This is a genomic window from Halarcobacter sp. (assembly GCF_963676935.1).
In the GTDB taxonomy this organism is placed as follows: Bacteria; Campylobacterota; Campylobacteria; order Campylobacterales; family Arcobacteraceae; genus Halarcobacter.
This window is the reverse complement of sequence record NZ_OY781470.1, coordinates 1,538,090-1,561,039: the sequence shown is the minus strand read 5'-3', so window position 1 is coordinate 1,561,039 and position 22,950 is coordinate 1,538,090. Positions and strand designations below refer to the sequence as shown.

Sequence of the window (22,950 nt, the reverse complement as noted above, 5' to 3'; positions counted from 1 at the left end):
AATCCTTAATCATTGAAATTTTATAACTATATAAATAAAATATAGCTTAAAATTAGAGTAATTACTCTAATAATATATTTAGAAGTTCAAAATTTGTATAATCTTTTTATGAAAAAAGAATCATTGACAAAAAGAAAGATAAAAGAAGCTGCTTTATTTTTATTTAACGAAGAAGGTACACTTCCTACAACTACAAATCATATTGCAAAGTATGCTAAAATATCTACAGGAAACCTTTATTATCACTATAAAAACAAAGAACAAATAATAGAAGATATTTATATAAAGATGTCAGAAGAGTTTGATCAATTAAATAGTTTTGATAAATTGTTAAATAGTGAAAACCCTATAATAGAATTATCAAATGCTTATGATAGATTTGGTGAACTTTTTTATAAATATAGATTTATGATGAGAGATAGTTCTGTATTGATTGCACTTTATGAAAATATAAAAGATATATTTCTAGAAAGGGAGAGACTAAGAATTTCACAAATTGAAAATTTGATAGAGTTTTTTATACAAAAAGATATATTTATTCCTTTAAGTCAAGAGGAAATAAAATTAAATGCAAAACTAAATTGGTTTATTTCAACTTATTGGCAAAATTTTATAACTATAGATTCAAAAATCACAAAAGAGACGATAAAAGAGATGAAAGAGGTAGTTTTTAAAACAAATATTATCCCTCTTTTAACAAAAAAAGGGAAAATATTGTTTGAAGAGATTTAAGCTTTTAAACCTTTTCTCATAGCTTCAACTAGTTCTTCATTTGCTTTTGTGTTTGTAAAGTATTCAAAAGCTAATACACCTTGATAAAGAAGCATATCTTCCCCATCTTTAATCTCAAGGCCATTTTCTTTTGCTAAAGCTAAAAATGGTGTAACTTTTCCATAAACACAATCAAAAGCATATTTTGCTGTTTTAAATACTTTTTCAAGTAACTCTTTATCACAAGGAAGATATTCATCTTTTAGTCCTGCACTTGTTGAGTTTACAACTAAGTCATACTCTTTTACTTGGAAGGTTTTCCAAGAATAACACTTTATATTGTGTTCTTTAAAGAAGTCTAGTTTTCCTTCACTTCTATTTAAAACAGTTACTTCTATGCCATTTTCCTGTAAAGCAAGACTAATAGCTTTTGCTGTTCCTCCTGCACCTAAAAGAAGTACAGATTTAATCTCTCCAAAGCTTTCAATAGCTTTTAAAAATCCTGGTGCATCTGTGTTATATGCTATAACTTTTCCATTTTCATTTATATATGTGTTTACAGCTTTTATTTTTTGTGCTAAACCTCTTACTTCATCTGCATTTTTATATGCAAACTCTTTATGTGGAACAGTTATATTAACACCTTTGTATGCTTTATCTAAAAATATATCTTTTACTTTATTACCATCTTCTATTAGGTGTTTTACATATTCACCTTTGTAGTTTATATTATCAAATCCTGCATTGTGCATTTGTGGTGATTTTGAGTGTTCAACTGGGTTTCCAAATATTGCAAAAAGTTCTTTATTATCTGACATTGTTTTCCTTTTAAAGAAGTGATTTTATCTAATTATCAATAAGAATATATTAAATATTTAATTGTACAATAATCACTTATCGAAAGGAGTTACAATATGCATGATATTTTTTATACTTTCACAAATAAAGATGAAGGAAATCTAGCTTACCATGTACCTGATAAAAAAGAAAATGTAGATAAAAATAGGTTAGCATTATCAAAAAAATTTAATTTTGACATAAAAAACCTTATCTCTATGAATCAAGTTCATGGTGCTTGTGTAACTGTTGTAGGAAAAGATTCACCTAGAGTAATAGATGAATGTGATGCAATAATAACAAAAGATAAAGACTTAACTCTTATGGTTATGGTTGCCGATTGTATTCCTATTCTTATGTTTGATAAGTTTAAGGGTGTTGTTGGAGCAGTACATGCCGGTCGTAATTCAACTTTTCAAAATATTTCAAGAAAAACAGCTTTGAAGATGAACGAGGAGTTTGGATGTAAATTTGAAGATATTGAAGTTATTATGGGACCATCCATTCAAAAATGTTGTTATGAAGTTGATGAAAAACTTTCAAATATTGTAAAAATAAATTTTGGAATTGAATTTGAAAAAAATAGATATTTAGATTTACAAGGAATAAATAAAAAACAATTAGAAGAGCTAGGAGTTAGAAATATAACTATAAATGATAGATGTACAATGTGCTCAGGAGCAGACTATTTTTCATATAGAGTTGATAAAACATGTGGTAGATTTGCAGGCTTGATCTCTATCCTATAGTAATTATGTAGTAGTTATGTAAGTTTGATGTATAAAAAATGTAAATCAGATTTAATTAATATATTTATAAGTTTAAATTATCATTTTTCCATTTTTTGTAAGTAAATATAAGATAAAATTTAGTTGCAATTTAAACTAGAGGAAGAGTGAAATGAGTAAACAAGTAACTAAAGAAGAAGCTTTAGAATATCATCAGTTTCCAAATCCAGGGAAACTAGCAATTGAAACAACGACAGAATTAAAAACGCAAAGAGATTTATCTTTAGCATATACTCCTGGGGTTGCATTTCCTTGTCTTGAGATTGAAGAAGACCCGGAAAATGCATTTAAATATACTACAAAAAGAAATCTTGTAGCAGTAATCTCAAATGGTACAGCTGTACTAGGCCTTGGTAATATTGGTGCATTAGCATCTAAGCCAGTTATGGAAGGTAAATCTGTACTATTTAAAAAGTTTTCTGCTATTGATTCATTTGATATTGAAGTTGACGAAGTAGAAGTAGATAAGTTTGTAAATGTATGTAAAGCTATCTCACCTACATTCGGGGGAATCAACTTAGAGGATATAAAATCACCAGAATGTTTTGAGATTGAAAGAAGATTAATTGATGAACTAAATATTCCTGTAATGCATGATGACCAACATGGTACTGCAATCATCACAACAGCAGGTTTAATCAACGCTTGTGATATTATCAAAAAAGAGTTATCTGATTTAAAAGTTGTAGTTGTTGGAGCTGGAGCAGCAGCTATTTCTTGTAGTAGAATGTATAAAGCTGTTGGTGTTGAAAATATTATTATGTGTGATTCTAAAGGTGTTATTCATGATGGTAGAGATGATTTAAATAAATATAAAAAAGAGTTTTCTATCTCTGAACCATTGACAGTACTTGATGCTTTTAGAGAAGCTGATGTTGTATTAGGACTTTCTAGACCAGGTACTTTCACACAAGAACATATTGCAGTTATGGCAGATGAGCCTATTGTATTTACACTTGCAAATCCTACACCTGAATTATTTCCTGATGAGATTTTAGCTATTAGAGATAAAGCAATTGTTGGAACAGGAAGAAGTGATTTTAATAACCAAGTAAACAATGTAATTGGGTTTCCTTTTATTTTTAGAGGTGCTTTAGATGTACAGGCTAAGAAAATAAATATGGCTATGAAAAAAGCTGCTGCACAAGCAATTGCTGATTTAGCTAAAAAACCAGTAACAGAAGATATTAAAGAGATTTTTGGAGACCATTTAGTATATTCAAAAGAGTATATCCTTCCAAAACCATTTGATAAAAGACTTATTGTAGAAGTTTCAGCTGCAGTTGCACAAGCTGCTGTTGATTCAGGTGTTGCAAGAGTTAAAAATTTTGATATTGAAGAGTACAAAAACAAACTATCTAAAATGATTTAAATCTAATAAATGGTATTATTTCAAACTTTTTGAAATAATACTGTTTATATAGGAAAAAAATGAAAGAATATATACTTCTTATTGATACTATCGATGAAAAAGGTCTTGTTTACAATGTATCTAAGATTCTTTTTGCAAACCACTTAAATATAGAACAAAATGCAGAGTTCGTTGACAAAGATACAAATAAATTTTTTATGAGGTCTGTAATCTCTGGTGATTTAAATCCAAATATACTTTTAAAAGAATTAAAAGAGGTTTTACCTAAAGATTCCACTGTTAAGTTAAATTTGAAATCTAAAAAAGATATTGTAATTTTAGCAACAAAAGAATCTCATGTTTTAGGAGATTTACTTATTAGATATATAGATGGTGAACTTGATGCAAATATTAAAGCTGTTATTGCAAACCATGATTATCTTAAAGATTTAGTTGAAAAATTTGATATTCCATTTCATTGCATTAGTGCAGAAGATATGGATAGAGAAGCTCATGAGGATTTAGTTATTGAACAAATCAAAGAGTATGAACCAGAATTAATCGTATTAGCCAAATATATGAGAATATTAACACCTAAATTTGTTAATAGTTTCCCTCAACAAGTACTTAATATACACCATTCGTTTTTACCAGCATTTATAGGAGCCAATCCATATAAACAAGCACACCATAGAGGTGTTAAGATTATAGGAGCAACAGCTCATTATGTAACTGATGATTTAGATGAAGGGCCAATTATTGCACAAGATGTTGTAAGAGTTGATCATACTTATTCTTGGCAAGATATGAGAAGAGCAGGGCGAAATGTAGAAAAAGTTGTATTATCTACTGCACTTCAACATCTTTTAGAAGACAAAGTTTTTGTTTTCGGAAATAAAACAGTAATTTTATAATATGTTTAATATAGTATTATTAGAACCAAGAATCCCAGGAAATGTTGGGACAATAGGGCGTTTAGCTTTTGCCATGAATTGTACTTTGCATCTAATAAAACCTTATGGTTTTGGTGAGATTACAGAAAAAGAGGTTAGGCGTGCGGGGCTTGATTATTGGTATGATTTAGATGTTCGTGAATATGAGAATATTGAAGATTTTTGGTCAAAAAACCCTTTATCTGATAGACACTTCTTTGCTACTACAAAAACTGACAAAGTTTATTTCGATGCAGAATATAAAGTAGGGGATTTTATATATTTTGGTAGAGAAGATGCAGGACTACCAGAAAGTTTATTGGATAGGAACAAAGAAAATTGTGTAACTATTCCCATGACAAATGAAGCAAGAAGTTTAAATATTGCAAATTCTGTTTCTATAGTTGCATATGAAGCTTTAAGGCAAAACTTTAAAGAGTTTAAATAACTAAACTCTTTTTAGCTTTTTTTATCAATTGTTTTACTGCTTTTAGTTTTTCCCCTAAGTTGTGTTTTTCCTCTTTGTTTTTTTCTTTTTTAATCTTTTTTTCTAAAGATTTTCTTTTATCAAGAAGTTTTTCTATAAGTTCTTCAATCTCATCACTGTTTTTTTCAATCTCTTTTTGATCTGAAGAAAATATATTTTCAAAATTTTCTATCAATTTTTTAAACTTCATCATGTTCCCCTAGTTTTCTTATTTTTTCATCTTTTACTAATAAAATATTTGCAATTCTAAGTAAGTTTTTACAAATATTGAATGTTGTAGTTGTGTCATTTATCAAAGATGTAGCCATTTTAGATGTAATTTGCTCACTTCTTATTAATTCGTCTATTCTTTTGTTGTTTTCTGTATCCAAAGTAGATAATTTATCTTTATTTACCTGGATAATAGTAGAAGTTTCAAGCTCATCTAAATCATTATCTTTTAATTGATTCACTTCAAAAATAAATGTTGCTAATTCTTGTTTTATATTTAGGTATTCTTGTTTTATTACTTCATTTTTACTATTTAGATAAAAATTTAGATTTTTTTGAATATCTCTTGTATCTTTTAATATTTTTACAATAATACTTGAAGCTATTTTTAATTGTGATACATATTCATTTTGTTCTTTATTCATATGTTGTTGAGAAATTAAAGCAAACTCTATAATCTCACTATAAAGGAGTTTTAGATTGTTTTGATAAATATCATCTAAGTTGGTATCTATTTTATTTAAAGGTTGAGATGTTAACTTGTCTAAGTCTTCTCTTTTTTTGAGTTCACTTGTATGTATTGATATTGCATGCAAAATAGCTTTTTGGGCATTTTCATATAGGTTTATAACCTCTTTTTGTATTGATACCATAGCATTATATGGTATTTTGATATTCTCTTTTGATAAATACTTTGGCTTTGATGCTTTTTTATATTTATCATCATTTATAAATCTTTTTGATAACTTAACAATATAGGTGATAAATGGCAATAATACAATTATTCCTAAGAGATTAAAAATAGTATGAAAAAGTGCAAGTTTCATAGAATAGTTATCTTCGGCAATTCCAAATAAAGGAGAAATAAAATCAACTATATCTCTTAAGGTATATATTAAAAATAGTGCAATTAGTCCAGTTGTAATATTAAAAACAAAGTGACCAAAAGCTAATCTTTTACCATTTTGATTAGAGGTTAGGGAACCTAATATTGCAGTAACTGTTGTACCAACATTAGCTCCAATTGCTAAAGCCAAAGCATCTATATACAAAATATTTGAACCCGCTAAAGCTGTAATGATAATAGCCATAGTTGCACTACTTGATTGAATAACAACAGTAGCAACTATACCTATTAGGACGTAGATTAGTATTCCTGTTAATCCAGGGAGTGAATATTTTGCTAAATCAATAGCATCTTTTAGGGTATCAAATCCCTCTTTCATATAAGAGATTCCTAGGAATATAAAACCTAAACCTAAAAGAACATTACCTAATCCTATATAATTATTTTTCTTTGAAAACCTAAAAATTACACCAAAAATAATCATAGGCATTGCATATAATGAGATTTTTATTTTAAGTCCTAAAGCAGAAACTATCCATGCAGTTGTAGTACTTCCAAGATTTGCTCCAAATACTATCGCCATACCTTGAGTAAGTGATAAAATTTCTACTGATAAAAAAGAGATTACAATTACAGAGATTAATGAAGAACTTTGAACAATAGAAGTTGTAATAAAACCTGTTAGTAAAGATTTATATTTATTTTGAGTAAAATTTTCTAAAATCTTTTCTAAAGTACCACCAGAAAATAGTTTAAATCCATCTTCCATAAAGTGCATACCAATAAGAAAAATAGCAATACCCGCCAAGATGATTTTTACATTTTCTTGAGAAATTACATAAAATGCTGTAACTAGAAGTAGAAAAATGATTAATATCTTTTTTACCATATAAAACCTAAATATTAAAATTATAATAATATATTATCATATCTTTTTAAAAAAGCTAAATTTAACTCTAAATTAACTCCATTATATTATAATAATGCCATATAATAATATATTGGAGTACATTTGTATAAAATATTGATTTTAGAAGATGATGAACTATTTAAAGAGAGTTTAGAAGATTTTTTAGAAGATGAAGGTTTTGAAGTTGTTGGTGCAACTGATGGAGAACAAGTACTTGAAATATGTTATGAAAATAGATTTGATTTATACCTTTTTGATATAAATGTTCCTAAACTTGATGGAATAGAAACATTAAAAGAGTTAAGAGAAAAACTTGATGATACTCCAACTATATATTTAACTTCATATAAAGATAAAGAAAAATTAACAGAAGGTTTTATATGTGGTTGTGATGATTATCTTAAAAAACCTATTGATTTAGATGAATTACTTTTAAGAATAATGTCACTTTTAAAAAGAAGTGGAAAAGTTATGGAAAATATCCAGTTAAATGATGAAATAAGTTTTGATCCTAAAAATAGAAGAGTTCTAAAAGATGGGGAAGATATTTATATTGCTGGAAAAGTTATTGACTTATTAGAACTTTTTTTAGAAAAAAAAGAGGCAATTGTTACAAAAGAGATGATTATAGAAAAGCTTTGGGAGTTTAATGAAGATTATAGTGAGGGTTCAATTAGAGTATATATCAATAATCTAAAAAAACTTCTGGGAAAAGATAAAATAAAAAATATAAAAGGTGTAGGATACAAAGTTGAGTTATAATAAACGAAAAAATTTTATAATCACAAACTCGATAATTGTCGTATTTGTTTTACTTTTATCTTTATTTATTAATTTTTATCTTACTTCACTTATTGGTTTTACACAAGATACTTTTTTTATAGTTACTTTCACAGTATTAGTTTTTGGACTTGTTTTATATCTTTTATTAAGTAAAACAATATTTGAACCACTTTTTAAAAGTGATGAAAATCTTCAAAAAACAGTAAAAGAAACATTGCATGAGTTAAATATACCTATCTCAACAATTAAACTAAATACACAGATGTTAGAGAAAAAAATAACAGATGAAAAAGCGATAAAAAGATTAAATCGTATTAAGTTAGCTTCAAATGAGCTTTTAAAACTTTATGAAGATATGGAATACCATATAAAAAAAGAGATTGATAGAGTTGATATCTCAGCATTTTCATTGAATGATATTGTTAATCACAGTTTAGAAAAATTTGATGATTTAAAAAAAGATACAAAAATTGAAGTTAATATTGAGAATATTACACTACAAAGTGATCAAAACGGTTTTCAAAAAATGATAGACAATCTAATCTCAAATGCATTAAAGTATAATTTAGAAACCAATGGATTAATAAAAATCACATATAAAAATAAAAATCTTACAATTTTTAATAAAGGAAAAGAGATAGATACAAAAAATCTATTTGTTATCTTTGATAAGTTTTTTCAGGAAGACAGCTCAAAATCTGGCTTTGGCTTAGGTCTTTTTATGGTAAAAGAGTTTTGTGATAAAAATAAAATAGCAATAAAAATTGAACCTACAAAAGAGGGAAATTCATTTATTCTAAGTCTTAAAAACATTATAAAAGAGTAATTTCAATAAAATATCAAAAAAATTAAAGATAAAGTATGATTGATTACACTAAAAAAATAACAAACCATAGAGAATTTTATGCTATAGATGATATTAATATCTCTATTGAAAGTGATAGGGGACGTATTCTTTCAGCACCTGCTTTAAGAAGACTTCAAAAGAAAACACAAGTTTTTCCTTTAGAGTTAAATGCTGCTGTTAGAAGTAGATTAACACATTCATTGGAGGTTTCTCAAACAGCAAGATTTATTGCTAAAACAATTTTGAAAAAAAGTGAAGGTGGAGTTGGTTTAGAAAAACTTCAAGATGCTTTTGTTTCTATTGCTGAAATGACAAGTCTACTTCATGATATAGGTAATCCGCCTTTTGGTCATTTTGCAGAAGTTGCAATAAATAATTGGATGAGTAAAAGAGGCGTCAAGATTTTCGAAAATCTAGTAGATGTAAGTCATGAAAATAAAGATTTTAAAGATATGTTACTTAAAGACTTATGTAGTTTTGATGGAAATGCACAGGCTATAAGAGTTGTAACAAAACTTCAAAGGTTAAATCTATCTTATTCTCAGATTGCTTCAGTTATAAAATATACAAGAGGAGCATATGAAAGTAAACCATCTAAAACAGAGCCTTTTTCCTATTTAAAAAAGAAACCGGGTTTTTATTATTCTGAAAAAGAGATTGTTGAGAAGATAAAAGAGAATTTAGATTTAAAAGATGGTTGTAGATTTCCTATAACATATATCATGGAAGCTGCCGATGATATTAGTTATCTAAATGCAGATATGGAAGATGCAGTAGATAAAGGTATTTTGAAGTTTGATGATATTTATAGACTTATAAAAGATGAGTGTGAGAAGATGAAAGAAACTTATCTTTTAGAATTGGTAGGGAAGTTTTATAATAAAGCTAAAGAAAAGGAAGAAGAACCTTATCAGTTTAATCTATTTTTAACTCTTACAAGAGCTAACTTAACACATGCTTTAGTTGAGCATGTTTCAAATATATATTTAGAAAACCATGAAGATATTTTTAATGGTAATTTCAATAGTGCACTTTTAGAATATGACAAAGATTCAAAATATACAAAAGCTGTAGAGGTTTTACAGAATATCTCTATAAAATATATATACAATTACAAAGATATTCAAACTTTAGAGTTAAAAGGGCAAAAAATACTATCTTCTCTATTTGAAAATTATACCCCTCTTTTAGAGCTTTCAAGTGAAGATTTTGAAGAGTTAGTAAAAGGGGAAAGAATCTCTTGTTTTTTATCTCAAAGACTTATAAGAAGATTATCTGCTAAGCATATAGTTGCCTATAAAGATGCTATTGGCAAATTAAACAAAGAAGATAGTGAAAAGTATGAGATACAAGAGTGGTATTATAGAGCTAGATTGTTGATTGATTATATTTCAGGTATGACAGATGATTTTGCTTTAAATGAATACAAAACTTTAGAAGCTTTGATTTAGAATCTATTTAAACTTTTCATAGATTCTTTTTTCAAGCTCCTCAATATTTTCAATTGCATCTTTATCATGATTTGAAAATCCCCAATTAACCAGAACAGAGTCTATACCTGCATTATTTGCAGCCATTATATCTTTATGTGAGTCACCAATCATTTGAGCATTTTGTTTTTGTATATTGTGATTATCTAAGATTTTATATACCATTTCAGGGTGTGGCTTTGGATTTTTTACACTATCATAACCTAATATTGATTTAAAATATTTTTCAATCTCTAAATGTCCTAACATTTTTCTGGCAAAAATAGAACTTGCATTTGTCGCAACAGCAAGGGTAAATTCACCATTTAAGTCATCAATTAGTTTTTCCATACCTTCATAAATCTCTAAATCTTTTAAACAGTGTTTATGATAATAATCTTCAAATAGTACTTTTTGTTGTTCAGTAAAATTCTCAGTTCCATAAAAGAATTTTGCAGCATTTATATTTGGATCATTTAGTTTTTCTAAAACAAAAGTTTTTTCCATCTTTTCAAAACCTAAATTTTCTCTAACATAATTTATAGTATTTGTTATAGAAGTACCACTATCAATCAAAGTCCCATCCATATCAAACATAATTAAACGCATAAAAATCCTTATATTAAAAATAAAAATCTATTATATATTTTTAGTGGAAAATATTGCATTAAACTTTGTATAAAAACTGTTAAAATAGACAATTAACAATTTTTTAACATTAAGTTAGTAAACTACAATTAACAAGAAAATTAAATTTCTCCTACTATTTATAATTTTAATTTTCAAATTATTCAATTTTTTTATAAAGCTTCACTGATAAAGTGGAGCTTTTTTATTAATATATCAAGATAGTTTATATATTATTATCGTATTTTTTTTTAGGAATAACTATTTATGAGAAAACTTTTACCTATATTTACTGTAGTAGCTTTAATCATCATAATTGTAATAACTTTTTTATCTATGTCAAATCAGAAAAAAATGGTTACAATTCAAGAAGGAAATCATGAACATAAACCATTAGATATTGGTTTACATCATTTTCAAGATACACAATGTGGAATGACAATAGAAACTTTAGAACACTCAGTACAAGCAGTCTCTCCAGATGGAAAAACTTGGTTTTTTGACGATGTTGGTTGTTTTGCACTTTGGTTTAAAAATATAAAATTTCAAGATGAGGCCACAGTTTGGGTATATACAAATGATTCAAAAAAATATATCGATGGAAGAAAAGCTTGGTATACGAAAACAGATAAAACACCTATGGATTATGGTTTTGGTGCTTACGAAAAAAAAGGTAAAAATATGATAGCTTTTGATGAAATGCTTTTAAAAATGTATAGAGGTGAGAATTTAACTAATCCTCTATTAAGAAAAAAATTATTAAGTGAAGAATAGATGGAAAGTATAAGTATATTAACAATTATTTCGATAGCCTTTTTAGGTTCGTTTGGTCATTGTATTGGTATGTGTGGAGGGATTGTTGTTGCTTATTCAAGTACAAAGATAGATAATGGTTGGTCTAAAACTAGACAATCTATTTCTCATATTTTATATTCATTTGGAAGAATTACTACTTATGTTATCTTGGGTTTTATATTTGGATTTGTAGGTGGAGTTGTAACATTTGATAATGTAACAAGTGGAATTTTACTTGTTACAACTGGTGTTCTAATGATTTTAGTAGGATTATCACTTAGTGGAAAACTAAAATTTCTTACATCTTTAGAGTATTCTGTATCTAAATCAAAACTATATCAACAAACTTTTAGGTCTTTAGTTGGTTCAGATTCCCTTACAAGTTTTTATTTATTGGGAATGTTAAATGGATTATTGCCATGTGGTTTTGTTTATGTGTTTGCAATAACTGCTGCTAGTACAGGAAGTCCTTTATGGGGTGCTTTTGTTATGTTGATTTTTGGATTAAGTACACTTCCTGCAATGTTTTCTTTAGGTTTCTTTGTTGGTATATTTAAACAAATAGCTCTTAGAAACTTGTTTATAAATATAGCATCTATTTTAGTTATACTTTTTGGGATTTATATAATTCATAGTGGGTATGAGTATTTAACAGATCCAAATAAATCTATATTAAGCTGTCATATCTAATAAAATTATTATTTCTATAAATTTATATCTTTTTTACTATAATACAAAAAAAATTTAAAGGAGGTATAAGTTTATGAATAAAAAATACTTTTCATTTTTTGGTATTCTTTTAGCTACAACTAATATTAAGATACACTCTTATTTTAGTAGAATCACATCACTAATTAGTACTAATTTACCAAAAATTACAAAGCTTTTATTATCTAAAGCATTAAAGCCAGTTAAACAATATTCAACAAATAATTTATAAAAATAGGACAAATAACCCATGGAAAACAAAAAAATAACTACAAGTCTAGTTGCTGGACTACTATTAGCAACAAATCTTTTTTCACAAGAATTATCAACTATCACAATCGTAAGTGCAACTAAGTCTGAACAATCAATAAAAGATATTACTTCAAATGTTGATGTAATAACAAGACAAGATATTGAAGAAAGACATTTTACTTCAGTTATTGATGCATTAAATTCTCTTCCAGGAATTACTTTTACAAGTAATGGTGGAATAGGAAGTACTGTATCTTTGAACTTAAGAGGGTCAAGTAATAATAGAACTTTAATCTTAATTGATGGAGTAAAATTTAAAGATCATTCAAGTATCAGTGGTACTGATATCTCAAGTTTAATGGTTACTGATATTGAGAGAATTGAAGTAATCAAAGGTGCACAAAGTGGTATTTGGGGTGCAGATGCAGCAGCAGGTGTAATAAACATAATTACAAAAGATGCAAAAGATGGCTTTCATGGTTTTGTTTCAACAGAAGTTGGAAGCTTTGATACACATAAATTTGCTACACAACTATCATATAAAAATGAAGACTTTGATTTAAAATTTGATGCTCAAAAAATTGAATCAGATAGTTTTTCATCCCAAGCAATAAGAAATCAATATTTAGATGTCTTAGAAAATGATGAATATGATAATACTACATTGAGTTTAAAAGGTAATTACTATATTAATGATTCTGCAAAATTAAACTTTTCAGTTGTTGATATAGATTCTTTAAAAGCATATGATAGTAGTGGGACAAATGATGTTCTTATGAAAAATGATTCTAATACTAAAATTTATAATTTAGGTTTTGAACAAAAATATAAAAATCATAATATCTCTTTTAGTTTAGAAAAAACAAAAACAAAAAGAGATCAACAAGGTACAACGTGGGGTGTTAAATTAACAGATAATGAAACTACAAATGTTGAATTATCCGACACTATCTCTTATTTTGACAATGATTTCTTATTGTTAGGAATGGGTGCAGGTAAAGATGAGATGGATTATACAAAAGCAGATAGAACATCTAACTTTGCATCTAACAAAACAAAATATTTTTATGCAACAAACAGCAATAGTTTTGGAGATTTAATTTTAACTGAGTCTTTAAGATATGATGCTTTTGACAATTTTGATAATAAATTAACAGGAAAAGTTGGAGCAAAATATAATTTAACTTCAGACTTCTCATTATTTGCAAATGCAGGAACTTCTTATAGTGTACCTCTTTTAATTAATAATATTAATCCATGGGGAAGTACTAACTTTAATATAGAACCTGAAACAAGTAAGTCATATGATATTGGTTTTGAATATGAAGATTTTAAATTCACTTACTTTTATCAAAAAGTTGATGATTTAATTGATTGGTATGATCCAACACCATTAAATTACTTTAATAATGATGCAATTTATATTAACCAAGATGGTACATCAAAGTTTGAAGGTGTTGAAATCTCATATAAAAGAAATTTCTTAGATGATTTTCTTTTATCTTTAAGTTATACAAGACTTAGTGCTAAAAATAAAGATAATCAATATTTAGCAAGAAGACCAAAAGATGATTTTAAATTTGGTTTAGATTATTATGGATTTAAAGATTTACATCTAAATATCAATGGTGAATATATAGGTGATAGATTTGAACAATTAGATAAAAAAGGTACTCAAACAGGTAGATATACAGTATGGAATGCTGTTGCTAATTATACACTAACAAAAGATGTTACTACTTTTCTAAAAGTAGAAAATATGTTTGACAAATATTATCAAGTTGTTGATGGATATGCATCAAGTCCAAGAAGTGTTACAGTAGGATTAAAGTATAGTTTCTAATATGAAAAAGTTTTTATTTATATTAGTTTTAATTTCTAATTTAATAGGGGAAGAGAGAATTGTAGCTCTCTCCCCTTCATTAAATGAGATAGTATTTGCATTAGGAAGTGGTAAAGATATTGTTGCCAATACTTTACATAGTGATTATCCAGAAGAATCAAAAAAAATATTAAAAGTTGGTGGTTATTCAACTATTTCATTGGAAAAAATACTTTTATCTAAACCCACTTTAGTTTTTGCACAAAATTATGATGAAAAGTTGTTAAAAAACTTAGAGAGTTTAAATCTAAATTATTATAGTTTTAAAACAGATAATTTAGAATCTATCCAAAATACAATAATGAAAATCGGTAATATTTTAAATAAGCAAAATAGGGCAAAAAATATAATTAAAGAGATTAATACAAATCTTGATAGCCTAAAAAATATTATAACAAATAAAAAAATTATGATTGTGATAAGTCCTAGACTTGACTTAAACAGATCAATATATATATCTGGAAATAATTTGTATTTTAATGATATAATAACTTATTCAGGAAATAAAAATGCTTATCAATCTGAATCAAAAAGCCAACCTGTAGTAAATGTAGAAAAAATCATAAATATGAATCCTGATATAGTAATTTTATTGGCACCTTTTATGCAATCTCAAAACTTAACAAAGGAGCAACTAAAAAGTTCGTGGAATAAGTTACCTATAAATGCAAGTAAAAGTGGGAATATTTATGTGATAGATAAAGATTATGCAGGAATTCCTAGTAATAGAGTAAACTATTTTATTCAAGATTTTAAAAAGATATTAGAAGATGTTAAGTATAGATAATTATTCAAATCATATTTTAGATAATGTAAGTTTTTCATTAAAAGAAGATGAAGATTTAATTATACTTGGTGAAAATGGTGCCGGAAAGTCCACTTTATCGAAAGTATTATCTTATATAATAAAAAATGAAAGTGTAACTCTTTTTGAAAAAAATATTTCTAAACTTGATGATAAAAAAAGAGTTGAATACATAAACTATATACCTTCTAATTTAGATATTTTTGATGAATATATTACTGTATATGAATTTTTAGAATTATGTTTTATAGATAAAGTAGAAAAAAATAAAATTGATGAAGTTATATCATTGATTGGTATAGACGAGATAAAAAATAGACCTTGTAAAGAGTTAAGTAGCGGAGAGCAAAAGCTTCTTTTACTTGCCTCTAGTATGATTCATAATGCGAAAATAACTATCTTTGATGAATTAACAGCAAATATGGATATATCAAGGGTAAAAGAGGTTTATACACTCTTTAAAATGCCATATTTACAACAAAAGATAATTATTACACATAATCTTGATTTGGCTTTTCATTTAAAATATAAAATACTTTATTTAAAAGAGGGACAGGTAAGATTTTTTGGAACTTCAGAAGAGTTTTTTTCAAAAGAGAATTTAGATAAGTTTTATAATAGTTCTTTAAAAATAGTAAATAATCATTTGGTGGTAAACTTATGAGAAATATTGTTTATATAGTATCAGTATTTTTGATAGTTTTATCTCCATTTTTTGGTGAGAATAGTATATCTTTTGGTGATATTTTTGATTCAAATACTACATCATATATGATATTTTGGGATTTAAGAGTTCCTAGAATTGTTTTAGCTTTTTTTGTTGGTGCAATTTTAAGTCTTAGTGGACTTATATTTCAGACGATATTTAAAAATATATTGATTACTCCATATACTTTAGGTATTGCAAGTGGAACTACACTTTTTACTGCTTTATCAATAGTATTCCTACCAACTTTTGCTTTATATATTTCAGGAATAGTTGGTTCTTTTATAACTATTATGATTTTATATTTTATTTCAAGAATTATAAATAAAAACTCTTTATTAGCTTCAACAAACTCAATTTTACTTGTTGGTATTGCTTTATCTTTTTTTTACTCTTCAGCACTTATGTTAGTATTCTTTTTAAGCACTTTGCAAGAGAATTATACAATTGTTAGATTTACTTTAGGTAGTTTAGATATTGTAGGTTTTAACACACCTATTATAGTTTCTATAATTGCAGTTTTATTTTTATATTGTGTTTATAGATTTAAATCTGAGATAAAACTTCTTTTAGTATCAAATGATATGGCATTTTTAAAAGGTATAAATGTAAATAGAGTTAATCTAACTCTTTTAATACTTGTATCTATTGCTGTAGGTATTAGTATTAGTTTTGTTGGACCTATTGGCTTTATAGGACTTATAATACCTCATACAATAAGACTTATTTATAAAAAGAGTGCACATAGGCTTATATTCCCTGTATTTTTCTATGGAGGAGTATTTTTAGTAATCTCAGATTTAATAGCTAGAAATCTAAATACAGCTTCTAGTATGCCTATTGGAGTAGTAACTTCATTTATTGGAGCACCATTTTTTGTATATTTACTAATAAAAAGAAATAGTAAGAATAGATAAAATTGTTATAATAAATATATCTAGTTTTAGTTTTATACTCAAAGCATTTTTTACATCCTCTTTTTTTATCTCTTTTTTTTCATCTCCGAAGTAGGGTTTTTGTTTTACTCTACCAAAATAAGATGTAGGACCTCCAAGTTTTATATTTATAGCTAAAGCCATAGCCGATATTGGTAATCCTGCATTTAAACTTTCATGTTTTTTACCATATTTCTGAAACTGTAAAAAAGCTTTTTTTGAAAAGAAAAGTAGGGCAATTAAAAGTGCTGTTATTCTAGCTGGTAAAAAGTTTGCTACATCATCAAGTTTTGCAGAAAATTTTCCAAACTTTTCATATCTTTTATTTCTATATCCAACCATAGAATCTAAAGTATTTATTGCTTTATAAATAAAGGCTCCAACAAGACCAAAACATATCATATAAAAAAGTGGAGCGATAACACCATCACTTAAATTTTCTGCATAAGTTTCTATAGCTGCTTTATTTATATCCCTGTCATTCATATCTTTTGTATCACGACTTACTAGCATTGAAATTGCATATTTTGGATTATCTGATTGTATTACATTTTGTACACTTTTATAAAGCATATTTGATGAGATAGCAAAAGAACAAAGAAAACCTTGAAAAAATATATTATCCACATATGTTAAAGCTAAAGTAATAGTAAACACTATACAAAGCAAACTTAGTGTAAGTATAAAACCCCTAAAAACATTATCCAAATAGAATCTGTTTTCAAACCATTTTATGTAGTTTCCCATATATATTATTGGATGTTTTAGATACTTTATTTTCTCAAATTCTGCAAAAAAATAGTCTATGATATAAGCAATTAAAGCAAGAGAAAAATACAATTTTAAATCCTATCCAAAGCATATTTTAAAGCTTTAATTGAGTCTTCGTTTTTAACAGCAATCCTTACAAAAGAAGAATCTAAAAAATCAAAATTTGAACAATCTCTTACCATGATTTTATATTTTTTTAGATGATTTTGTAAAGTTTTACTATCAATATTTTTTAACTTCAAAAGTAAAAAATTTGCATCACTTTTATACACTTTTTCTATGAAGTTATATGAAGATAAAATCTCTTGTAAATAGGCTTTATTTTTATTGGTTTTTTTGATAGTTTTTTTAGTGAATTTTGTATCTTTTAAAACTTCAATTATATAATTCATATCATATGTAGAAAGTTTCCATAAAGGCTCTTTTTCTTTTAACTTTTTTATATTGTTTTTGGAAGATATTATAGTGCCAACTCTAACTCCCGCACATGAATAAAACTTAGTCATAGATTTTAGAATATATAGTTTGTCATATTCATTTATATATTTTGTTATTGATTTTTTATTTGTAAACTCTAAAAAGCTTTCATCTATTAAGATTGTACAGTTTTGTTTAAACCAATATCTCATTAGTCTCTCTAGCTTATAATATTTCCCATCAGGCGTTGAAGGATTTACAAAAACTACAAGGGAGTTTTTTTTAACTTCTTTTTCTAAATTTTCAAATCTATTTATTTTTTGAAGTTTATATGAAAAGAGTTTTGCAGCCTTTTTGTATTCTAAATATGCAGGAGAATATATAATACAATCTTGTAGTTCAAAATGTTTAAACAAAGTGAAAATAGCTGAACTTGCCCCATTAAAGAGCTCTATATTGTATCTCTTTATATTATAATGGTTTGAAATACTTTCATAAAGCAGGTCATATTTGGGATAAGAAGAGATATCAAGATTATGAATATTAGTTTTTGGTTTTAAGAAGTTTATATTTGAAGATAAATCAATTATTTGTTCAACTTCACATTTTAACTCTTTTGCAAAAGAGTTTATATCCCCTCCATGTTCAAATTTTTTCATTTATATATCTTTTTGTACTTTTGTAATCAAGGTATTTGTTTGTAAAAGAATCTTTTTCTCTTTGCAATGCACTGAAATCTCTTTTAGATGCTCTTCTTTGAATTTGATTAAATCTTTATTTGATAATTGGTTTAACATCCCTTTATATCCTGCTGAATTCAATATTTCCCACCATTGGTTTAGGGTAATATTTTTTGATATAGATATTTTTTTTGTTTCATATTTTAAACTATCTATACTAAAGATTAATTCTTCAATCTCTTCTTTTGTTTCTAAAAAATTATTGCCACCTTTTGGATATTCTAAATTAAAATCTTTTTCTAAAGTTTTTTCAAATATTGTTCCATAAGGAGTAAAAGCTTCTTTGCTAAAAGATGAAAATATAAATGTTCCATCCGTTTTCAATATTTCCATAAAATTTTTAAAACAATTTTCCATGCTTGGATAAAAAAATAAGCCAAAACCACAAGTTATTATATCAAAGGTGTTTTTTTCAAAATCAAGTTTTGTTACATCTTCTTTTTTAAAAGTAATATTATCAAATTTATTTTCTTTTGCTTTTTTACTTGCAACTTCAATCATTGAAGCAGAAATGTCAATTGCTGTAATAGATGAATTTCTAAATTTCTGTGCTAATAGTAATGTTGTGTGTCCCGTACCACATGATAAATCAAGAATATTTAGATTATCTTTATAGGATATATCTTGGAGCATTTTTTCTGCTGTAATTAAAAAATATTCATTTATATCATAATCTTCTGCCACATCATCAAATGTATTTTCTATTATGTCATTCATTTTTTATTTATAACTTTCCCTTCTCTTAAAGCATATGCCCAATCTTCTCTTCCCCTCTCTTCTGCTTTTTTTGCTGCTTTTTCAAAGTCATAAGCAACTCTTACTTGTTCAATACTATATTGATTCTCTTCAACTGTTAAAATAGTATATGCAGCATCAGGGGTATGGTTTTCTATTTTATGTTTAGTTGGAAGTTCATCTTCATATGCTTGCAGTCCAACTGAACCAGGGTTTATTACAATTTGTCCTGAGTTTAGTTTATGAACTCTTGGTAGGTGTGAGTGTCCACAAAAGATAAAAGGTGTTTTTATATCATCTGTTAGTTTTATAATCTCTTCATCACTTCTTAGTTTAACTTCACCCAATGAGATATCTTCTAATAGATATTGTGTATCATCAAAATAAGTTCCATGAACCATATAGTATGTGCCACCAATTATCTTTTCAAATTGTAAATCTTGGATCCAGTATAAAACCTCTTCCCCCAAATCTTCATATACGTATTTTAACGTAGGATTGTTTTCTAATTGGTCTAAACTTGCTTCAAGTATCTCTCTATCTTGATTCCCACAGATGTTTATAAATTTATTCTCTCTTATTAGTTCATAGGTTGCTCTTGGCTCTATTGGTCCATAAAACATATTTCCAAGGTTTAAAACCACTTCAATATCTCTATTTCTAATATCTTTTATAACTTCTCGTAGCGCATAAACATTTGAATGAATATCAGATAAAATCGCTATTTGCATATTTGTATTGACCTTTATTTTATTTTTTAATGAAATTATAATTAATCTTGCCCTAGTTGTTGCTTTTAACAAAGCTATATAACTTGCTTTGATATAATAATATAAAAAATCAAGGTTTAACTTATTGGGTGTTTTAACAAAGCTTACATTAAAAGAGATAAATTGTTTAATAAAAGATACAAGAGTAAGTTTTAATGCGATAAAAGAGACCTCAACTGGTATTAGTGATACTACATATATTGGAACGTCAAAAAGTAAAAAATATGTGTTTAAACTATATGAAGATTCATCTGTTAAAGATATAGAAAATCAAATCAAGATTTTAAAAGCGATAAAAAGTTTAAATGTCCCAAATGTACTTTCAAAGAAAATAAATCTATATAACAACAGACCAATAACACTTTTTTCGTATATTGAAGGGGATGTAATAAAGAGTATTACTAAAAATCATCTCAAACAAATAACACTTTTTTTAGTAAGCTTGCACTCTATAAAAGAGATTGAAGTTAGCAAAAATGATGTTTACTCAAAACAAAATTTTGAAAAGATGCTTTATTCTTTATCTGATTGTAAGATAAGAGAAGAAATAAAACAAAAGTATCAAAAAGTAAAAGATATAGATTTAAAAGCAAATGCATTAATACATGGAGACCTTTTCCCTGACAATGTAAAGTTTATAGATAAAAAATTAAGTGGTGTATATGATTTTACACAGTCATGTTTTGGTAATATAAATTTTGATATAGCTGTTGTAGTAATAAGTTGGTGTTTCAAGGATTACAGATTCAATAAAAGTTTTTATGAACTAATATTAAACACTTATAATAAATATTCAAAATTACAAATAAAAAAAGAAAGCTTTAAAGAATATCTTTTATATGCCTGTTTATATTACTCTTTACAAAGAGTATATAAAAACACTAAAAAAGATTACGCCGAGTATTTAAAAAAATTCCAAATAATAGATGAAATGATTTAACAGATGAAACAGTTTAATGATAATGATATAAAAACCCTAAAAGATATTATACTTCTAAGAAGAGATGTTAGAGGTAATAGATTTTTAAAAAAGAAAATAGATGATAAAATTTTAGATGAGATTTTAACTGCAGCAAATAGTGCACCCTCTGTTGGTTTTTCACAACCTTGGAAATTTGTTATTGTAAAAAGCAAAGATAAAAGAAATAAGATATACAAAGAGTTTGAAAAAGAAAACAAGAAAGCAAAAAAGATATTTAATGACAGTGAAATATATCCAAAGTTGAAACTTGAAGGTATAAAAGAGTCTTATATCAATTTAGCCGTATTATATGAAAAACCAAAAAGAAAGATATTAGGGCAAACAACTCAAAAGAAAATGGGAGAGTATAGTGTAGTTTGTGCTATACAAAACCTTTGGCTTATGGCTAGAGCATATAATATTGGAGTTGGTTGGATAAGTATATTAAAGCCTAAAAAAGTAAAGAAAATACTTGCTATTGGCAAAGAGTATAAACTAGTATCTTATTTAGCAATAGGATATGTGGATCAGTTTTTAGAAGAGCCTGAACTATTAAAAATAGAATGGGAAAAGAAAAAGAGTTTAAAAGATATAAAAACTTTATAGGAAAGAAGATGATAAAAAGTATAATTGGAAATATAGATTTTGTTGAAAGTTTGCGAGGTAAAAAAGCAACATATATTTTAGCTATGAGCAATACTGCAACTGCCAATATAGAAGGGATTACACAAGCTGGAATTCCAGGTCAAATATATTTAACCCCAACACTAGATAGTGAGTTTTTATGTAGTGGAGAGGTAAGAAGCTTAGAGGATGTTGCAAAAACACCAAAAGGTGTTCCTACCCCTGCACTTATAACAAGAGCAGTTCATCTTTTAAACCCCTTTTCAAATATAGAACTTCTTGATTTAGGTATAGAAGTAAAACCAAAACTAGAATACTTCAAAATACACAATATGCAAATTGAACCATCAAAATCAATTGTTGAGGGTGCAAATATAGATGCAATGGCAGTTTTTCAAAAGGGATTAGTATTTGGACAAGCTTATGAATTAAAAGATGATTATTTAATCTTAGCAGAATCAGTACCAAGTGGAACAACAACCGCAACTGCAACTGCTTTGGCATTGGGATATAAGTGTAGGGAGATGTTTAGTAGTTCATTTAAAGAGGTTCCAAATAGTATTAGAAATACAACTATCAATAAAGCTTTGGAAAATATTTCAAAAGAGGATGATCTATTTTCAGTACTTAGTAAAGTTGCAGATAATATGCTTATATTTTATGCTGGAGTTATTTTAGGCTTAAACAATAAACTAAAAGTGATCTTAGCAGGTGGAACTCAAATGGCTTGTATCCTTCTAATAGTAAATGCAGTATTAAAAACTATGGAAGCAGAGTTTGAAACTTCTAACTTATCTTTGTGTACTACAAAGTGGGTATATGATGATAAAAATAGTGATATCAAAGCACTTTTAGAGATGCTTGATTTTAAACTAAATGCTTATTATGCTGATTTTGATTTTGCTTTATCAAGCCATCCTGCACTAAAACTTTATGATAGTGGAGAAGCAAAAGAGGGGGTTGGAGCAGGGGCTGCTTTAGCTTATGGATTTTTAAATGGACATGATAAAAAAACCATAACAGAAAAAATAGAAAGCTTTTTGGGATAAA

At 26.7% G+C, this 22,950-nt stretch carries 26 protein-coding genes; 18 read left to right on the top strand and 8 right to left on the bottom strand.

Annotated elements, in window-relative coordinates; genetic code table 11:
* Positions 1-108 precede the first annotated feature (108 nt).
* Entirely contained in the window at positions 109-732 is a 624-nt protein-coding gene (locus ACKU4C_RS07620) for a TetR/AcrR family transcriptional regulator (protein ID WP_321311068.1), read from the top strand.
* Here ACKU4C_RS07620 and ACKU4C_RS07615 read toward each other — a convergent pair.
* On the bottom strand, positions 729-1,529 hold the full coding sequence (locus ACKU4C_RS07615) for a shikimate dehydrogenase (protein WP_321311067.1): 801 nt from the start codon (positions 1,527-1,529) through the stop codon (positions 729-731). The two genes, ACKU4C_RS07620 and ACKU4C_RS07615, sit on opposite strands and share 4 nt — an antisense overlap.
* Before the next feature lie 96 nt (positions 1,530-1,625).
* Between ACKU4C_RS07615 and pgeF the strand changes: the two genes are divergently transcribed.
* The 4 genes from pgeF to ACKU4C_RS07595 all read left to right on the top strand — a co-directional run bounded on the left by pgeF (position 1,626) and on the right by ACKU4C_RS07595 (position 5,067).
* A complete protein-coding gene (pgeF, locus tag ACKU4C_RS07610; protein ID WP_321311064.1) occupies positions 1,626-2,297 on the top strand; it encodes a peptidoglycan editing factor PgeF in 672 nt (223 codons plus the stop codon).
* Positions 2,298-2,448: 151 nt separating this feature from the next.
* On the top strand, positions 2,449-3,708 hold the full coding sequence (locus tag ACKU4C_RS07605) for a malic enzyme-like NAD(P)-binding protein (protein ID WP_321311062.1): 1,260 nt from the start codon (positions 2,449-2,451) through the stop codon (positions 3,706-3,708).
* A 59-nt stretch (positions 3,709-3,767) separates the two neighbouring features.
* Positions 3,768-4,601, top strand: coding sequence for a formyltetrahydrofolate deformylase (gene purU, locus ACKU4C_RS07600; protein WP_321311060.1), 834 nt, complete (start codon positions 3,768-3,770; stop codon positions 4,599-4,601).
* A 1-nt stretch (position 4,602) separates the two neighbouring features.
* A complete protein-coding gene (locus ACKU4C_RS07595; RefSeq protein WP_321311058.1) occupies positions 4,603-5,067 on the top strand; it encodes a tRNA (cytidine(34)-2'-O)-methyltransferase in 465 nt (154 codons plus the stop codon).
* Here the strand turns inward: ACKU4C_RS07595 and ACKU4C_RS07590 are convergent.
* Positions 5,060-5,296 carry a hypothetical protein gene (locus ACKU4C_RS07590; protein WP_321311056.1) on the bottom strand — a complete coding sequence of 79 codons (237 nt, stop codon included), beginning with the start codon at positions 5,294-5,296 and terminating at the stop codon, positions 5,060-5,062. The two genes, ACKU4C_RS07595 and ACKU4C_RS07590, sit on opposite strands and share 8 nt — an antisense overlap.
* Positions 5,286-7,052, bottom strand: coding sequence for a Na/Pi symporter (locus ACKU4C_RS07585; RefSeq protein WP_321315850.1), 1,767 nt, complete (start codon positions 7,050-7,052; stop codon positions 5,286-5,288). Before ACKU4C_RS07585 ends, ACKU4C_RS07590 begins: the two co-directional genes overlap by 11 nt.
* Before the next feature lie 123 nt (positions 7,053-7,175).
* Between ACKU4C_RS07585 and ACKU4C_RS07580 the strand changes: the two genes are divergently transcribed.
* Genes ACKU4C_RS07580 through dgt form a run of 3 tightly spaced genes read left to right on the top strand, consistent with a single transcriptional unit; the run spans position 7,176 to position 10,154 of the window.
* A complete protein-coding gene (locus ACKU4C_RS07580; RefSeq protein ID WP_321315848.1) occupies positions 7,176-7,835 on the top strand; it encodes a response regulator transcription factor in 660 nt (219 codons plus the stop codon).
* Positions 7,825-8,682 carry a HAMP domain-containing sensor histidine kinase gene (locus tag ACKU4C_RS07575; RefSeq protein WP_321315846.1) on the top strand — a complete coding sequence of 286 codons (858 nt, stop codon included), beginning with the start codon at positions 7,825-7,827 and terminating at the stop codon, positions 8,680-8,682. The genes ACKU4C_RS07580 and ACKU4C_RS07575 overlap by 11 nt, the downstream gene beginning before the upstream one ends.
* 35 nt (positions 8,683-8,717) lie before the next feature.
* Positions 8,718-10,154 carry a dGTPase gene (dgt, locus tag ACKU4C_RS07570; RefSeq protein ID WP_321315845.1) on the top strand — a complete coding sequence of 479 codons (1,437 nt, stop codon included), beginning with the start codon at positions 8,718-8,720 and terminating at the stop codon, positions 10,152-10,154.
* A 3-nt stretch (positions 10,155-10,157) separates the two neighbouring features.
* On the opposite strand, the gene ACKU4C_RS07565 is transcribed toward dgt, so the two are convergent.
* The gene (locus ACKU4C_RS07565) at positions 10,158-10,781 is read right to left on the bottom strand and encodes an HAD family hydrolase (protein WP_321315843.1); all 624 of its coding nucleotides are present in this window, start codon (positions 10,779-10,781) and stop codon (positions 10,158-10,160) included.
* A 285-nt stretch (positions 10,782-11,066) separates the two neighbouring features.
* On the opposite strand from ACKU4C_RS07565, the gene ACKU4C_RS07560 reads away from it, so the two are divergent.
* The 7 genes from ACKU4C_RS07560 to ACKU4C_RS07530 all read left to right on the top strand — a co-directional run bounded on the left by ACKU4C_RS07560 (position 11,067) and on the right by ACKU4C_RS07530 (position 16,864).
* Positions 11,067-11,573 (top strand): hypothetical protein, encoded by a 507-nt coding sequence (locus ACKU4C_RS07560; protein WP_321315842.1) that lies wholly within the window; start codon positions 11,067-11,069, stop codon positions 11,571-11,573.
* A complete protein-coding gene (locus ACKU4C_RS07555) occupies positions 11,574-12,284 on the top strand; it encodes a sulfite exporter TauE/SafE family protein (protein ID WP_321315841.1) in 711 nt (236 codons plus the stop codon).
* A gap of 73 nt (positions 12,285-12,357) precedes the next feature.
* The gene (locus tag ACKU4C_RS07550; RefSeq protein WP_321315840.1) at positions 12,358-12,534 is read left to right on the top strand and encodes a hypothetical protein; all 177 of its coding nucleotides are present in this window, start codon (positions 12,358-12,360) and stop codon (positions 12,532-12,534) included.
* 18 nt (positions 12,535-12,552) lie between these two features.
* The gene (locus ACKU4C_RS07545) at positions 12,553-14,397 is read left to right on the top strand and encodes a TonB-dependent receptor domain-containing protein (RefSeq protein WP_321315839.1); all 1,845 of its coding nucleotides are present in this window, start codon (positions 12,553-12,555) and stop codon (positions 14,395-14,397) included.
* A 1-nt stretch (position 14,398) separates the two neighbouring features.
* The gene (locus tag ACKU4C_RS07540; RefSeq protein ID WP_321315837.1) at positions 14,399-15,223 is read left to right on the top strand and encodes a helical backbone metal receptor; all 825 of its coding nucleotides are present in this window, start codon (positions 14,399-14,401) and stop codon (positions 15,221-15,223) included.
* Positions 15,207-15,905: an ATP-binding cassette domain-containing protein gene (locus ACKU4C_RS07535; protein ID WP_321315835.1), complete on the top strand. Its 699-nt coding sequence runs from the start codon at positions 15,207-15,209 to the stop codon at positions 15,903-15,905. The genes ACKU4C_RS07540 and ACKU4C_RS07535 overlap by 17 nt, the downstream gene beginning before the upstream one ends.
* Entirely contained in the window at positions 15,902-16,864 is a 963-nt protein-coding gene (locus ACKU4C_RS07530; RefSeq protein ID WP_321315834.1) for an iron ABC transporter permease, read from the top strand. Before ACKU4C_RS07535 ends, ACKU4C_RS07530 begins: the two co-directional genes overlap by 4 nt.
* Here ACKU4C_RS07530 and cbiB read toward each other — a convergent pair.
* The 4 genes from cbiB to ACKU4C_RS07510 are packed head-to-tail and all read right to left on the bottom strand — an operon-like array spanning position 16,835 to position 20,276.
* Positions 16,835-17,722 carry an adenosylcobinamide-phosphate synthase CbiB gene (cbiB, locus tag ACKU4C_RS07525; RefSeq protein WP_321315832.1) on the bottom strand — a complete coding sequence of 296 codons (888 nt, stop codon included), beginning with the start codon at positions 17,720-17,722 and terminating at the stop codon, positions 16,835-16,837. The two genes, ACKU4C_RS07530 and cbiB, sit on opposite strands and share 30 nt — an antisense overlap.
* 2 nt (positions 17,723-17,724) lie before the next feature.
* On the bottom strand, positions 17,725-18,729 hold the full coding sequence (locus ACKU4C_RS07520) for an aminotransferase class I/II-fold pyridoxal phosphate-dependent enzyme (RefSeq protein ID WP_321315830.1): 1,005 nt from the start codon (positions 18,727-18,729) through the stop codon (positions 17,725-17,727).
* Positions 18,730-19,527: a class I SAM-dependent methyltransferase gene (locus ACKU4C_RS07515; protein ID WP_321315828.1), complete on the bottom strand. Its 798-nt coding sequence runs from the start codon at positions 19,525-19,527 to the stop codon at positions 18,730-18,732.
* On the bottom strand, positions 19,524-20,276 hold the full coding sequence (locus ACKU4C_RS07510) for a metallophosphoesterase family protein (protein WP_321315826.1): 753 nt from the start codon (positions 20,274-20,276) through the stop codon (positions 19,524-19,526). The genes ACKU4C_RS07515 and ACKU4C_RS07510 overlap by 4 nt, the downstream gene beginning before the upstream one ends.
* 124 nt (positions 20,277-20,400) lie before the next feature.
* Between ACKU4C_RS07510 and ACKU4C_RS07505 the strand changes: the two genes are divergently transcribed.
* From ACKU4C_RS07505 to cobT, 3 genes are read left to right on the top strand one after another with little or no spacing between them, the layout of a single operon-like run.
* On the top strand, positions 20,401-21,255 hold the full coding sequence (locus ACKU4C_RS07505; protein WP_321315824.1) for a phosphotransferase: 855 nt from the start codon (positions 20,401-20,403) through the stop codon (positions 21,253-21,255).
* Between the two features lie 3 nt (positions 21,256-21,258).
* Positions 21,259-21,882, top strand: coding sequence for a 5,6-dimethylbenzimidazole synthase (gene bluB / locus ACKU4C_RS07500; RefSeq protein ID WP_321315823.1), 624 nt, complete (start codon positions 21,259-21,261; stop codon positions 21,880-21,882).
* An 8-nt stretch (positions 21,883-21,890) separates the two neighbouring features.
* Complete coding sequence (gene cobT / locus ACKU4C_RS07495) at positions 21,891-22,949, top strand: nicotinate mononucleotide-dependent phosphoribosyltransferase CobT (RefSeq protein WP_321315821.1); 1,059 nt, start codon at positions 21,891-21,893, stop codon at positions 22,947-22,949.
* The last annotated feature ends 1 nt before the right edge of the window (position 22,950 follow it).